This window comes from Marinomonas profundimaris (assembly GCF_000508165.1).
Taxonomy (GTDB): domain Bacteria; phylum Pseudomonadota; class Gammaproteobacteria; order Pseudomonadales; family Marinomonadaceae; genus Marinomonas; species Marinomonas profundimaris.
The window spans coordinates 83,448-98,302 of sequence record NZ_AYOZ01000060.1 but is presented as its reverse complement, the minus strand read 5'-3'; the positions used below and the strand labels follow the sequence as shown (position 1 = coordinate 98,302).

Genomic DNA, 14,855 nt, shown 5'->3' with positions numbered 1-14,855 from the left:
CGACACAACTGTCGGTGGGGATTTTTTAGTCTAAAGCTTTACTAATGTAATGGATCGAGTGAATTAATGACGATCTTTGAACTTAATGATTTCACCCGATTTTAGACGTTTTTGATAAGACAATAGTTCTTTTTTGACAATAGGCATTAAGAAATACAAACCAATGATGTTCGCAACCGCCATGGCAAAAATCGCCGCGTCAGAGAAGTCGATAACAGGGCCAAGGTTCGCGGCGGCACCAATGACGACAAAGACACAAAATATAATTTTAAACGTCAATTCTGCTTTCTCACTTTCGCCAAACAAATACGTCCATGCCTTTAAACCATAATAAGACCAACTGATCATGGTGGAAAAGGCAAACATGATCACCGCAACGGCAAGCAAAATAGGGAACCAACTAAACGCCGATCCAAATGCTGCAGACGTTAGTGCTACGCCAGAAGAACCATCTGCCGTCATAATTGAGCCGGATTCGTTCAAAATATACAGTCCCGTTGCGGGGTCTTGCATAAGTTGCCCTGTAATGATGATTACCAACGCGGTCATGGTACAAATCACCACGGTATCGATAAAAGGTTCCAGTAGTGAGACATAACCTTCGGTGATGGGTTCATTGGTTTGTACTGCAGAGTGAGCAATGGCCGCCGAACCGACACCGGCTTCGTTGGAGAATGCGGCGCGTTTGAAACCCTGAATCAGCGCACCGACTAAACCACCAGCCACACCAAGCCCTGTAAAAGCACCTTCAAAAATTTGACCAAATGCCCAGCCAATCTTGTCTGCATTAACCAGTAAGATAACCACCGCCGCGCCAACGTATAAAATCCCCATAAGAGGAACAATTTTATCGGTCACTCGAGCAATGGATTTGATGCCGCCAACAATCACAACAAACACCAAGGCAGCAAAAATGATACCGGTAATCCAACCTGGATAATTACCCACTACTTGAGTGATTTGAGCGTGGGCTTGGTTTGCTTGGAACATATTGCCGCCACCAAGCGCACCTAAAATACAAAACACAGCGAATAGACCCGCCAGAAGTTTACCGCCAGGAATGCCGCGTTCAGCAAAACCTTTCGAAATGTAATACATCGGGCCGCCTGACACGCTGCCATCTTTGTATTCATTGCGGTATTTAACCCCTAAGGTACATTCGGTGAATTTCGATGCCATGCCCATTAAACCAGCCAAGATCATCCAGAATGTGGCGCCAGGACCACCAATGGAAACGGCGACAGCAACACCTGCGATGTTACCAAGGCCAACAGTACCGGAGAGTGCGGTAGCCAGCGCTTGGAAATGACTCACTTCCCCCGCGTCGTTTGGGTCTGAGTAATCCCCTTTGACCAACGCAATGGAATGACCAATGCTGCGAAATTGAATAAAGCCAAAATACAAGGTAAACACAGAGGCACCAGTTACCAACCAGAGAACGATCCATGGAAAGTTCGTACCGGGAAGTGGAGCGAAGATGAGACTCACAAACCAGCCAGTTGCATTACCAAAAATTTCATTTACCACCGCGTCAATGCCTTCTGCAGCTTGAGCAGAGGTGCTCAAGCTGAACAAAGCAAGCGCGGTAATAGCGCTAAATAGATAAGTAAATCGTTTCATGATGACGCTCCTCAGCTGACGACGGTAACAGGGACATTAGCACTCATAACCAAACTGGCGGTCACGCTACCAAAGACTCTTGCGCTTAAACCTTGTTCCGTAGAGCGAGCAACGACGATTTGTTCAGCATTACTTTCGACGGCGATGTTATTAAGAATGGTGGCGGCTTTGCCAAACTTGACGGTGCCTGAGGCTTTAATGCCTTCTTCCTTAAGGGAATCGAGTGCGGGGTTAATGACTCTCTCTTGGGCATTTTGGGTTTCAATGTGTTTTTGTTTTTTGCGGAGGGCGTTTTCTTCGGTTGTTTGAAATGTGTAGGGTGACCATTCCACCACACAAATAAGTTGGAGCTCGCATTCACTTCCTATCAGTGTTGCGAGCCGCTTTGCATAAGATAAGGCTCGATTACCTGCCTCACTTCCATCGACACCGACAATAATTGTAGCTGACATATAAAAAATCCTCTTTTATTTGATGGGCTAATCTTTAAAGGTAGGTCTTATTTATAGATGTGCCATTTTTATTCATAAGAAGCGGACGTAAAACGGATGGTTGGGTGTTTTTGGGGTGATTTGTTTGAAAAATAGCCTTATAGCGTCAAAAAAAGACCTGAATCCGAGCAAACATTAAAATAAGCGCAAAAAACGTTGTTTCCAATTGGAAACTTTATCTCTTAAGTGATAATTTCACTTGTTATTGTGTTCGTATTTTGTATTTTAGCGTTGTCCGGACGATGATCTGGCGGCAGAGGAAAGGTTATGGCAATCAGTTTATTTGATCTTTTTAAAGTGGGGATTGGGCCGTCCAGCTCTCACACTGTTGGCCCTATGGTGGCAGCGAATCAGTTTGCTCATCAATTACAAGATCGAGATTTATTACCAAAAGTGACGCGTTTGAAAGTGGACTTGTACGGCTCACTGGGTGCGACAGGGAAAGGGCATGGTACTGGTACTGCTGTGTTAATGGGGTTGGAAGGTGAATTACCAGACATCATTGACCCTAGCCTTGTTAATGAACGAGTTGAGCAGATTGAAGCGTCGTCGCAGATAAACGTACTTTGTTTACAGCGTATCTCGATGGATATGACGGCAGATCTTATTTATCACCGTATCGATCGTCTTGATTTTCATGCAAATGGCATGGTGCTGGTGGCGTTTGATGCGGATGGACACATTCTTCATCAAGCCACGTTTTATTCGGTCGGCGGTGGTTTTATTGTCGAGGAAGATGAACACGGACAGGTGGCTTTAGTCGAAGATACGACAGTGCTTCCTTATGTGTTTCACAGTGCAGAAACGCTTGTTAAATTGTGTCGTGATGCCAATATGTCCATTGCACAAATCATGATGGAAAATGAAAAAACGTGGCGTTCAGAAGACGAGATAAGACTAGGCATTTTGTCTATCTGGTCTGTGATGAAAGCGTGTGTGAAACAAGGAATACAGAACGAAGGTATTTTACCCGGTGGTTTGAAAGTAAAACGAAGAGCAGCCAGTTTGCATCGTGATTTAACCAGTAAAACGCGTATGGATATGATCACGCCATCATTAGGCGCAATGGATTGGGTGAACCTTTATGCGTTGGCGGTAAATGAAGAAAATGCCGCGGGTGGCCGCGTCGTGACCGCTCCGACTAACGGTGCGGCAGGCATTATTCCTGCGGTACTTCATTATTACTGGGATTTCTGTCCTCGCTCCAGCGAAGACGGCATTGTTGATTTTTTCCTTACTGCCGCTGCGATTGGTTTACTGTTCAAAGAAAATGCGTCTATTTCTGGTGCTGAAGTGGGTTGTCAGGGAGAAGTCGGTTCTGCTTGTGCAATGGCCGCTGCCGGTTTGGCTGCTGCAACAGGCGGTACGCCAGAGCAGATAGAAAACGCCGCAGAAATTGGTATGGAGCACAATTTAGGCTTAACGTGTGACCCGATTGGGGGCTTGGTTCAAGTCCCTTGTATTGAACGAAATGCCATGGCGTCTATGAAAGCGATTAACTCAGCAAGCATGGCGCTTCGGGGTGATGGAACGCATTATGTCTCGTTGGATAAGGTAATCCGCACGATGCATGATACTGGCAGAGACATGAATGATAAGTACAAAGAGACGTCTCGAGGTGGTTTGGCAGTCAATGTGATTGAATGTTAAGTGAGGTATTTTGCTTCATTCAATTCATTTCATAGTTTAGTTCTTTCTATTAAGCGTTATCTACAAATATTACAAACGTAACAAAACTGTCATATTTCTGTAGTATATTTTCAATCAGTGCCTTTTAGGGCACTTTTTTTTGTCCTTTATTTAGGTTGCGAGCATCCATAAGCATAGGGGTTTTTATCTGTAGATTCCCAGTGTAGAATGACGCGAAATTTACATTTCATAAAAATGTAACGGGATGAATTGAGAGCCAAATTGATTTGAGATGCTAGGATCGGCATGGCGTTGTTGGGGTTGCATTTCGCAAATTAACAACGGTTTGGTATAGATTAATAATAGTAAAGAAGAGCCCGTATGGATCTTACAAATAACCCGAAAGAAGAATCCACTTTATTTAGTGGTCACGAGTTTGTTCGTGTATTAATCGCATTAGCCTTTGTTTTAGCAGCTGGTTTTTATGCTTCACAAAATGGCATGGGGGTTTCTAACCTCTCCATTTTAGCCATTGCTGCGGCAATTGGTGCTTACATGGCCGTTAATATTGGTGCCAATGATGTGGCCAATAACGTAGGTCCAGCGGTAGGATCAAAAGCACTGTCTATGACGGGCGCGATTTTGATCGCAGCGATATTTGAAGCAGCAGGTGCTTTAATCGCTGGTGGTACTGTTGTTGGTACAATCAAAAAAGGCATTATCAATCCAAACGCGATTGCGGATGCAGAGACATTTATTTGGGTCATGATGGCTGCTTTGCTGGCTGGCGCTATTTGGCTTAATTTAGCGACTTATTTAGGCGCACCGGTTTCAACGACGCACTCGATTGTTGGTGGTGTGTTGGGCGCAGGTATTGCGGCTGGTGGTTGGGATATCGCTAATTGGGATAAACTGACTGCGATCGTGGCAAGCTGGGTGATTTCTCCTGTGTTAGGTGGCGTAATCGCCGCATTGTTCCTTATTTATATTAAGCGAGCTGTAACCTATAAAAACGATATGATTGAGGCCGCTAAAAAAGCCGTGCCACTTTTGGTTGGTTTGATGGTATGGGCGTTTTCGACCTACCTTATCCTGAAAGGCCTTAAGCAGCTTTGGAAGTTGGATATTGTGACAGCGGGTATGATCGGTTTTGCAATTGCGTTGACCGTGTACTTTATAGTTCGCCCGATTGTTGATAAAGCGGCCGCGACGTTGAAAAATGATAAGGATGCCGTAAACAGCTTGTTTACTATTCCTTTGATCGTTTCTGCTGCCTTATTGAGTTTTGCTCATGGTGCAAACGATGTCGCCAATGCGATTGGGCCTTTAGCGGCAATTAACGATGCCTTAATGACTGGCGCAGTGTCTAGTAAAGCCGCTATTCCGCTTTGGATCATGATTATTGGTGGTGTTGGTATTGCGGTTGGTCTTGCTTTGTTTGGTCCAAAATTGATTAAAACGGTTGGCTCTGAAATTACTGAGCTGGATAAAACCAGAGCATTTTGTGTTGCTATGGCCGCGGCGATTACCGTTATCATTGCATCGCAACTTGGTTTGCCTGTTAGTTCAACGCATATTGCGGTGGGCGGTATCTTTGGGGTGGGTTTCTTGCGTGAGTATTTGAAACAGTCTTATGAGAAGAAACTAGCGTCGATCATCTCGCATTCTGAATCAGCAGGTCATAATGGTCAGCAAACTCAAGAGTTTGTGAAACGTTTCAAGTTGGCTGGTGTAGAAGAAAAACGCGCAATTTTGAAAGAACTGAAAGCCGCACAAGCGTCTTCCCCTATTTCATCAGCAGAGCGTAAAGGCCTGAAAAAAGCGACGAAGAAAGAACTTGTGAAACGTTCTGCTTTATTACGAATTGCCGCAGCATGGATCATTACAGTGCCTGCATCAGCATTACTTTCTGCCATGTTATTTTATATGTTGCTTGGCTTTTCCATGACTCACTAAACGCCATTCTCAAAATAAAACAAAAAAGATCAGATTTTCTGGTCTTTTTTTGTTTTCATAGACTCGTCAGTGTTATATAAAAGTAGATGGCTTATTTTTAAGCAAGTCATTGTTAGATAACTGTTTAGAAGTAGTAAATATAAACATGTTGGTCTTAGTCGCGGTTGTTTTATTCATTTGTTGTCTGCTTCCTGCTTTTTTGCGATGGAGAAAGCAACAAAGAATACTAAAAGAGAAGCTGTTGTCACGTTTGTCGAAGCGTAGCGAGCGGTTGCTGTATTCATTAGAAATGGTTTCTGACCGTTATTTAACAGTAGAGACAAAAGTATTTTTCTTCGAATATCTACTGGATGTTGTTGGTCAGCTTACCAATGCTAATTATCAATCGTCATTTGTCTTAAAAAAAGCCTATCTTGACCATACGCTATCTGACTTAAAATCCAAACAGCATATACTTTCTAAAGGTCGTGTGGGGAACCAAGAACAGCTTGATCAAATTCATGGCGCGCTTCAATGCATACTAAGAGAAGTGCGAAATATTCCAGAGAATTACGGCGCAAGCCGAGCGATAATAAGACATCATATTGCATTGGCGCGATATGCTCATGCTTTGGCGTATCGTGATTTGCTTGTTAAACAAGCGGGCATGGATATGGACAACAACAAGAAAGGTCAGGCATTAGAAAAGTATCGTATTGCATTATCTATTATGGAAAAAAATGCCTCCGTGACTCAGTCTAAAAGAGAAATGACACGGCTAAAAAACAAAATACAGGATGTTGAAAACGTATTATTTGCAAAAAAAGAGAAGCCAGAATCCGAATTGAAGTAAGTTGTTCGTTTTATTACATTGTCCTTTGGAAGCAGAATACACGTTACTCTGATTTCAACCTTATTTAGGTAAACTACGTATCTTATGACAGCCGTTACCATCACTGTACTTTTGCTCGTTATCGGCGGATTTATTGCCTTTGCAATATTTCTGCAGCTAAAAGAGCAGGCACGATTGGAGAAATTGCGAAAAGTAGCAATGCTCAATAACCAATTACGTCAAGTGCGTCGATACCTTGATGAGATACCACCACAATATCAGCCTAAAGATATGCGCCTTTGGTTGTTTGCGCGCTTGATTACCATATACGATCAGTTAATCGCGCTTCAACCGGATGCGACACAGGCTCGTCGTCGCGGTCATTTGGCGGAAGAGATGTCAGAATTTCAAACGAGTAAACAGAAAAGACGCGCTAAGCCGATGAATGACGAATTGCTCATCGTCGAAGTAAAGCGTTTATTTGAATCCTTTAAGTCGTTTTTAATCACGGCTCAAAAAGAAAAATCCATCGATTCTGATGTCGTTCATCGATACAGTAAATTAATGAATTTTTATCACTATAAAGTCAGTTCTGATTATCATGCTAATCTAGCTCGAAAAGCCTTTTTGAGCGGACAGATGGAAACCGCTGTCGATATGTACAAAGAGGCCTTGTCTCAGCTTACGCCAATCAAAGACTTGCCTGAGGCTCAAACATCCATTCAAAAACTGAAAGACCTGCTGAAAGAAATTGAAGACGACCTTGCCTTGCAGAAAGCAGAAGAAGAAATTAGCAAGAGTATGGAAAACGAAGGTGAAGGTGAGTTGGATGATGAGTGGAGCAAATTCATCGAAGATTCGACGTTCCAAGGTAAAAAACGCTTTTAATACTCTTAGTTTGTTTCAAAGTTGGCACTTTCAATTTTAGTGTGTATCTTCTGCTTGCTACTTCCCACCAGTCGTGAGATTTTCACATCTAATCTAACTTCATTTTGATAAGGATCTCTTTGTGAACCTAGCATTGCTTTCTGCTTTCATACCAACCTTCTTTTTTGTGTCCATTACGCCAGGTATGTGCATGACACTGGCCATGACATTAGGCATGACGATTGGTGTCAAGCGTGCACTATGGATGATGTTGGGTGAGCTAGTTGGTGTGGCAAGTGTGGCTATCTTGTCTGCTATCGGCGTTGCGGCTTTGTTATTAAATTATCCTAGTGTGTTTATGGTTTTGAAATACGTCGGTGGGGCTTATCTGGCTTTTATTGGTCTGCAGATGTGGCTTTCAAAAGGCAAAATGGCGATTAAAATGGACACGGATAATACCAAGCCAGCGTCACGAATAGATTTGATATCACAAGGGTTTGTGACCGCGATTGCGAACCCAAAAGGTTGGGCGTTCTTTGTTGCATTATTGCCGCCTTTTTTGGACGCGAGCCGCCCTTTAGCGAGCCAGCTAATTGTTCTTATTGCGATTATTCTGACGCTTGAACTGACTTGCTTGATTATTTATGCCGCTGGTGGAAGAACCCTTAAATCCATTTTAATGAAAAGTGGTAATGTACGAATCATGAACCGTATTGCGGGGACATTAATGATAGGTGTTGGTGCTTGGCTTGCTCTTGGTTAGGTAAAAGGCATCAGTGAATTAGTTCGTGAAAATGGATTTATTAAGAAGACGCTTTTGTGCGTCTTTTTGTTTTTGGGGCGGCTTTTAGTCCAGTGCTTTTTCGAGCGCCAGTCGATTTTCTATTGGCGGTGCTTTTTCGTTTGGCGAAAGGGCTTTTTGTTGGCGCTGGTAAATTCTGTAAAGCGGAGGTAGGCATCTCGCGCGAGGCGCTCAATAGCTGATTTAGGTTTTCTTCTAAGTTGATCATGAAATCTTGGTAGCTGGCTTCGCCAAGGCTAATCCCGTTGAGTGCTGATTCCCATTGTGCGGTCATATCCGGTGTCACCAGCTGTAAAGGCAGGCAATCAATAAATGCACGTCCTGTCTGGCTAGCGTGAATTTGTTTCCCTTGTCGAACTAAAAAATTCCTCTTAAAGAGAAGCTCTATAATACTGGCGCGCGTGGCTTCGGTTCCTAAACCATCGGTTTCTTTTAAAATGGCTCGAATGTCTTTATTTGTCACAAATCGGCTAATGCCCGTCATGGCGGCAAGTAAGGTGGCGTCGGTGAATGCCGCGGGTGGTGTGGTGATTTTTTCTTGGACCTGTCCTTTTGTGCACCATAAGTTTTCCCCTTTGGTTAACTTTGGCAGCGTGTTTTGGCTTTCTTCATCCGGCTCGGCGTTTTTTGCTTTTGCGGGTAAAAGCGCTTTCCAACCCAGTGAAATAGGGGTGTTACCCTTTGCTTCAAAGTGGCCGCCTTCAATTTCTAACCTAATGTACGATGAAAGGTAGTCGTATTCTGGGTAAAACTGCATCAGATATTGTCGAGCAATAAGGTGAAACACTAAGGCTTCGGTTTTATTTAGAGCGGTTACTTTGTGTGCTTGTGTCGTGGGAATGATGGCATGGTGAGCTGAAACTTGTTTGTCATTCCACGCTTTGCTTTTGCGTGTTGCGTCTGCGTTTTCTGCACCTTGCTGAATTTCTCCGCCTGAACGCGTTAACGCGGTAATAATAGTAGGTGCATCTTTGTGTTGTTGAGTGGGTAAATATCGACAATCAGACCTTGGGTAGGTGATCATCTGATGTCGCTCATACAGGGTTTGGCAAATATCTAAAACTTGCTGAGCAGAGAGAGAGAAGGCCTTTGCCGCATCAATTTGAAGTGCAGATAAGCTGTAAGGTAAAGGCGCAGTTTGTTTCTTTTGTTTGTAATCGGCGTTCATTACAACCGCTGGTTTATTCGTGATGCGTTTGGCTACATTTTGCGCGAGAGGCAAACTTAGTACGCGATTTTCTTCATCCATATAAGGTTGGCATGATTCGCTTGGCAACCATTTGGCTTGAAATTCGATATCTTGCTCGGTCTTAACGGTTGCCCATACCTGATAAAAATCTTTCGCAATGAAAGCTTCTCTTTCTTTGTCTCTAGCGGCAATCAGACCTAATACTGGGGTTTGAACTCGGCCTATCGATAACACGCCTTGATAGCCTGCTTGTCGGCCTTTAATAGTATAGGCTCGGGTTAAATTTAAACCAAATAACCAATCGGCACGCGCTCGACCAAGTGCAGAACGGGATAGGGCAGAAAACTCACTGTTCGCTCGTAAATTATTGAGTGCTTTTTTGATAGCAGAAGGGGTTAAATCATTCACTAACAGACGTTGGGTGGTTTTGAGCTTTTGTGCCGGTACTTTTGTGTAATGAAGTACCTCATCGACCAATAGTTGTCCTTCACGATCTGGATCACCCGCATGGACTAAGTGAGTGGCTTTTTTAATGAGTTTTTTCAGAACGCCCAGTTGCTTTTTTGTGTTGGCTTTTTCTTGCCATTGCCAGTCTGTTGGAATAATGGGTAAGTGATCTAGGTTCCAAGCTTTAAAAGCAGGATTGTATTGATGCGGTTCTGCTTGCTCTAGTAAATGGCCGATACACCAACTGATGCAATCGCCATTCGGAAGCCAAATGCAGCCTTCTTCTTTTTTCTGAGGTGTAGGAAGTGCGCTTGCAATGGCACGGGCAAGGCTGGGTTTCTCTGCAATATAAAGAATCATAAATACACTTACTGGTTATATATACAGTAAGTGTATCTAACAGAGGGTAGTGTGGCTAGAGCAATGCGCTATTTTATTGGTACGACGAGCACAGGAATGGCGCTGCTGTGTATGACCTTGTTTGCTGTAGAGCCTAAGATCATTTGGCCTAATCGACTGTGTGTTCTGCTGTTCATAACAATCAGGTCAGCATTATGTTCTTTTGCTGTATCTTGAATACAGTCTGAAGGGACACCGCTTACGCTTAATGTTTCCGGCGGGAACTCAAGAGCAGAGAGCTCATCTTCATATTTTGTCATGTAGTCTGACAGCATGGTTTTCATTCGGGTATGGATGTCTTCTTGTGCGTCTTTACGCATAGAAGCCACGACTTCTGCTGAAATGTAATTATTAATCATGTTGGACGCTTGGGTGTTTAGCGGCTCCATGACATGCATCAAAATTATCTTAGCTTGGTTTGTCTTGGCCAAACTTAAGACGAGCTCCATGGCAGATTGTGTTTGATTTTCTAAATCGCAAGCGTAAACAATAGTCTTTATTTTAGGTAGCATGACAAGATCCTCTTTTTATGTACCTACAGCTTATTCCTTTTAGCTTTTACTTTTCTGATCTAGGTCAACCATCGGGTTGCTTATGACTTTCTCTGAGTCGGATACGCTGCGAGATGGTTGCCGATCGATATTGTTAGCGAATAAAAAGCAGCTTATTGAAGACAAAAAGATAAAGCTAACAAATAGCATTCCCCAGTAGTCTGTCGATTTTTTGCCGTTGTTGTCTCTTTGGGGTTGTGGAATATAGTTCTTGGTTTTCATGGTGCGCTCCAAAATGAATAACGAACACTTAGATGATAATGAATATCATTTAATAAATCTATGGCGTTCATAGATAAATTTTGATTCGTAAGATTTTGGGTGCGGAATATCTTCTGAGATTCTGGCTATGTTATGATGTGCATTCAATTTTTTAGGCAATGAATAAGAGAGTGTAATCATGTCAGAACTGTCTTTCGACACGAATGAAGCAAAAATCGCATACGGCATTGGTCGTCAAATTGGTGATCAACTTCGTGGTAGCGACCTTGGTGAATTATCCCTAACGCATCTTTTTGCTGCGATTGAAGACGCTTTAAACGGTGTAGAAATGCGCGTTCCTGGTGAAGAGCTAGAAACCGCTTTTGCTGAATTACAGCAAAAAATGGAAGAAAAAAGCCGCGCCGCTTCAGAAGAAACAGTGCAAGCGGGCGAAGCATTCCTTGCTGAAAACAAAGCTAAAGATGGCGTTCAGTCAACAGAAAGTGGTTTGCAGTTTGAAGTTCTTGAAGAAGGTACTGGTGCAACACCAAGCCGTGAAGCAACCGTTCGAGTCCATTACGAAGGTCGTTTAACAGACGGACAAGTATTTGATAGCTCTATTGCTCGTGGCGAGCCAATTGAATTCCCACTGACTGGCGTTATTGCTGGTTGGACAGAAGGTCTTCAGTTGATGAAAGAAGGCGCGAAATACCGTCTAACGATTCCTGCTGAATTAGCGTACGGTGCTCAAGGCGCTGGTGCAATGATCCAACCTCATTCTGTTCTTCAGTTTGATGTTGAATTAATCGCTGTTGTTTAATTCACCGCTGTCGTTTACGAAGCAGTGCATTAAAAAATAGCGTTTGAAAGAAAGCATGAAAAAGCGAGTCATTCCAGATGGGGTGGCTCGCTTTTTTTATGTCGATTTTTTGTTGCTGCTTAAAAGTGAGAAGAATTAGCTATTTAGAAATGCTTCAATCGCGGGTTGCATCGCGTGATAGGGTGCCCGCAGTCTTAGGTTTGAAGCGCCATCTTCACTTTGTAAAACCACGGCTTTCGCATGAGTGAAGCGTCTAAACCCATGAACGCCGTGATAAGCCCCCATTCCTGCAGGGCCAACGCCACCGAAGGGGAGGCTTTCAATGGAAACGTGAGTCATTACATCGTTAATCACTAAACCGCCCGATGTTGTGCTGTGTGCAAACGCGTGCTGATGTTGTGAGTTGTTCCCAAAATAATAGGCCGCTAATGGGCGTGGATTGGCATTAATGTAGTTTATCGCCTCCTCTGGTTGAGAGTAGGTTTTAATTGGCAGCAACGGGCCAAAGATTTCTTCCTGCATTATTGCCATGTCGTCGGTGACATTTAATACCAAATGCGGGGCGATTTTGCGGTTCGTTTTGTCGTAGGGCACCTCTCCTTGTGGAGCAAGACTGATGACGGTTGCGCCTTTGTTCGTGGCATCTTCAAGCAAACCAATTAGGCGTTGGTAGTGACGCTCATTAATGATTGCGGTGTAATCGGCGTTGTTTTGCATGCAAGGAAAACCGTTTTGAACAACACTTTTTGCCGCTTCAACAAAGGTGTCGACTTTTGCCTGTGGCATTAGCATGTAATCTGGTGCAAGGCAGATTTGACCAACATTAAAGGTTTTTATCGTGAGTGTTCGCTCTGCCGCCTGAACGATGTCGGCATCTTCATCGACCATTACAGGGGATTTTCCACCTAGCTCAAGCGTTACAGGAACAAGGTTTTCTGCCGCGGCGCGCATAACATGTTTACCAACGGCAGTGCTGCCAGTAAAGACTAAGTGATCGAAAGGAAGTGAGCTAAAAGCCTGTCCAACCTCGGCATCACCGAGTATCACCGTAAGCTCTTCTGGCGCAAAGTAATGGCTGACTAACTTTGCCAATAGTGCCGAGGTTTTTGGTGTCAATTCAGAAGGTTTTAACATTGCAGTATTGCCTGCGGCAAAAACGCCTGATAAAGGGCCGAACGCAAGGTTTATTGGAAAATTCCAAGGGCTAATAATACCGATTACCCCAAGAGGTTGTTGCTGGATCCAAGCTTGTACACCAGGTGCTGGCTCTTCAATGCGCTCGTCTTTCATCCAATTTGACAGGTTATCAATAGAGTACTGCAGCATTTTTATTGTGGTGGCGAGGTCGGCAACAGAAGACTGATAAATACTTCGGTGACCAAAGTCCGCGTTCATTGCCTCGCTCAGTGCTTGATGGTTTTCTTTAATCAATAAGATACTGCGTTGTAAGCGGTCTTTGCGTAAATTGGCGTCAGCCGGGCCTGTTGTGAGCTGACATTGCTTCATGCTATTTAGCGTCGTCAACAGGTTAGATTTCGTGTTTGATAAAGTCATTCTCCATTCCTCTTTTATTTCGGATGATCTTTGAAAGCGTCAGTGTGACACGATTGATGTGCTCTTAATGCGTTCTTATTTGCTATGTGTTTATAGTAATCGCCTATAGTGGTGGGGCGCTAACAATGCTATTTTGCTAGGGGTATAAATATATTTATGGGGTTTTATGTCGCTTTCTCGTTTACGTACTTTTGTTGAGGTGTATCGGCAGCGTTCGATCAGTGGTGCCGCGCGTTCATTGAACCTCACTCAGCCTGCGGTTTCTCAACATATTGCAGGACTTGAAGTGGCTGTTGGCCGGCCTTTGTTTGAGCGTCAATCAATTGGGGTTATTCCTACCTCTGCGGCGGATGAATTGGCCGCGGATGTTGGAGATAAGCTCGATGCTGCTGAAGCGGCCTTGTCTTCAGCGAGGTTTCGCTCTGTGGGCGTTGCGGGGGCTTTGCAAATTATTGGGCATGCTGACTTTATGGCTGAAGTATTAGCAGGCGAATTATTGCCTCTGATTGAGGCTGGAATTCGAGTGAGAATGCATGCTGGCGATGGGCCAATGATCACGAGTATGCTGCTTGAAGGGCATTGTGATCTTGGTATTTCAGCACACGCTGTGACGGATAGCCGATTGCAAAGTGAGACTCTTTTGACGTGTAAAGTGCTGGCCGTTGCCGCTCCATCTGTTGTGCAGCAGCTAATAACCGCAGACAATTTAACTCATGCGATCTGCCATACTCCGCTGCTCGCGTATAACCTTGAGTTGTCATTGATTGATAAATGGTTATTAAAAAATCATATCAAAACAGAGCAAATTATTCCGACGGTTGTCAGTCAAGATTTGCGAGCCTTGCGTAATCTACTCATTAAAGGCGTCGGTTGGACCGTCATGCCAGAGTTTTTATGTAAAGAGCAAATAGCAAAAGGAGATTTGATGGAGATTCCTGCACCCATCGGAACAAATACGGTGCAGTATTATTTGATCTGGGCGTCGAGTGCGTTACGGCAAGCAAGGGTTGCTCATGCGAAAGAGGTTTTATTGAAACAATTTACCACAGCCTTTGATGAAGAATAATGCCGTTATTTTATCATCAAAGGCTTTGATTAAATTTCTCTGGCCATGCGGATGTGTATTTTTCCCGCTTCCAAGAAGACTTTTCCATCGGTATGAAAGTTCTGTTTTTCATAGAAGGTTTGTACATCAACCTGTGCGTGTAAAAATACGGTTCTAATCCCCATTTCTCTGGCCACTTTAACGGCTTTCTTGAGTAGCATTTCTCCGTAACCTTGATGGCGGTACGCAGGCAAAACCGCTAAGCGTGCGATTTGTCCATTCTCCGTTAATCGACAGGTTCCGGTAGGAACAGCGGTTGTGCCAAAAGAAACAAAGTGAACCGCGTCTTCATCGTGCTCATCCCATTCGTCTTTTGGGTCGATGCCTTGCTCTATAATAAAGACTTGTTTACGAACGAATGTGAGCTGGTCTTTACTGCTGTTCCAGTCGGATGTTAATACTTTCATGTTGTC

The 14,855-nt window shown here is 43.8% G+C and carries 13 protein-coding genes; 7 read left to right on the top strand and 6 right to left on the bottom strand.

Annotated features, from left to right (window positions below):
* Positions 1-63: 63 nt before the first annotated feature.
* Together D104_RS34770 and D104_RS34765 are read right to left on the bottom strand one after the other, a co-directional pair.
* The gene (locus D104_RS34770) at positions 64-1,620 is read right to left on the bottom strand and encodes an alanine/glycine:cation symporter family protein (RefSeq protein WP_024025292.1); all 1,557 of its coding nucleotides are present in this window, start codon (positions 1,618-1,620) and stop codon (positions 64-66) included.
* An 11-nt stretch (positions 1,621-1,631) separates the two neighbouring features.
* Positions 1,632-2,072 (bottom strand): universal stress protein, encoded by a 441-nt coding sequence (locus D104_RS34765; RefSeq protein ID WP_024025291.1) that lies wholly within the window; start codon positions 2,070-2,072, stop codon positions 1,632-1,634.
* Positions 2,073-2,378: 306 nt separating this feature from the next.
* On the opposite strand from D104_RS34765, the gene D104_RS34760 reads away from it, so the two are divergent.
* The 5 genes from D104_RS34760 (at position 2,379) to D104_RS34740 (ending at position 8,137) form a co-directional block, all read left to right on the top strand.
* On the top strand, positions 2,379-3,761 hold the full coding sequence (locus tag D104_RS34760; protein WP_024025290.1) for an L-serine ammonia-lyase: 1,383 nt from the start codon (positions 2,379-2,381) through the stop codon (positions 3,759-3,761).
* Positions 3,762-4,121: 360 nt separating this feature from the next.
* On the top strand, positions 4,122-5,696 hold the full coding sequence (locus D104_RS34755; RefSeq protein ID WP_024025289.1) for an inorganic phosphate transporter: 1,575 nt from the start codon (positions 4,122-4,124) through the stop codon (positions 5,694-5,696).
* A 241-nt stretch (positions 5,697-5,937) separates the two neighbouring features.
* Positions 5,938-6,528: a hypothetical protein gene (locus tag D104_RS34750; RefSeq protein ID WP_152531176.1), complete on the top strand. Its 591-nt coding sequence runs from the start codon at positions 5,938-5,940 to the stop codon at positions 6,526-6,528.
* 84 nt (positions 6,529-6,612) lie between these two features.
* Complete coding sequence (locus tag D104_RS34745; protein WP_024025287.1) at positions 6,613-7,395, top strand: hypothetical protein; 783 nt, start codon at positions 6,613-6,615, stop codon at positions 7,393-7,395.
* A 121-nt stretch (positions 7,396-7,516) separates the two neighbouring features.
* A complete protein-coding gene (locus D104_RS34740; RefSeq protein WP_024025286.1) occupies positions 7,517-8,137 on the top strand; it encodes a LysE family translocator in 621 nt (206 codons plus the stop codon).
* 40 nt (positions 8,138-8,177) lie between these two features.
* Here D104_RS34740 and D104_RS34735 read toward each other — a convergent pair whose 3' ends face one another.
* Positions 8,178-10,172, bottom strand: coding sequence for a DNA topoisomerase III (locus tag D104_RS34735; protein WP_024025285.1), 1,995 nt, complete (start codon positions 10,170-10,172; stop codon positions 8,178-8,180).
* 68 nt (positions 10,173-10,240) lie between these two features.
* Positions 10,241-10,723 (bottom strand): universal stress protein, encoded by a 483-nt coding sequence (locus D104_RS34730; protein ID WP_024025284.1) that lies wholly within the window; start codon positions 10,721-10,723, stop codon positions 10,241-10,243.
* 439 nt (positions 10,724-11,162) lie between these two features.
* On the opposite strand from D104_RS34730, the gene D104_RS34720 reads away from it, so the two are divergent.
* Positions 11,163-11,783, top strand: a complete 621-nt coding sequence (locus D104_RS34720) for an FKBP-type peptidyl-prolyl cis-trans isomerase (protein ID WP_024025282.1) — start codon at positions 11,163-11,165, stop codon at positions 11,781-11,783.
* A 135-nt stretch (positions 11,784-11,918) separates the two neighbouring features.
* Here D104_RS34720 and D104_RS34715 read toward each other — a convergent pair whose 3' ends face one another.
* Positions 11,919-13,337: a coniferyl aldehyde dehydrogenase gene (locus D104_RS34715; RefSeq protein ID WP_024025281.1), complete on the bottom strand. Its 1,419-nt coding sequence runs from the start codon at positions 13,335-13,337 to the stop codon at positions 11,919-11,921.
* Between the two features lie 166 nt (positions 13,338-13,503).
* Here D104_RS34715 and D104_RS34710 point away from each other — a divergent pair, with 166 nt between their 5' ends.
* Positions 13,504-14,403 (top strand): LysR family transcriptional regulator, encoded by a 900-nt coding sequence (locus D104_RS34710; RefSeq protein ID WP_024025280.1) that lies wholly within the window; start codon positions 13,504-13,506, stop codon positions 14,401-14,403.
* A gap of 29 nt (positions 14,404-14,432) precedes the next feature.
* On the opposite strand, the gene D104_RS34705 is transcribed toward D104_RS34710, so the two are convergent.
* The gene (locus tag D104_RS34705; protein WP_024025279.1) at positions 14,433-14,849 is read right to left on the bottom strand and encodes a GNAT family N-acetyltransferase; all 417 of its coding nucleotides are present in this window, start codon (positions 14,847-14,849) and stop codon (positions 14,433-14,435) included.
* Between the last annotated feature and the right edge of the window lie 6 nt (positions 14,850-14,855).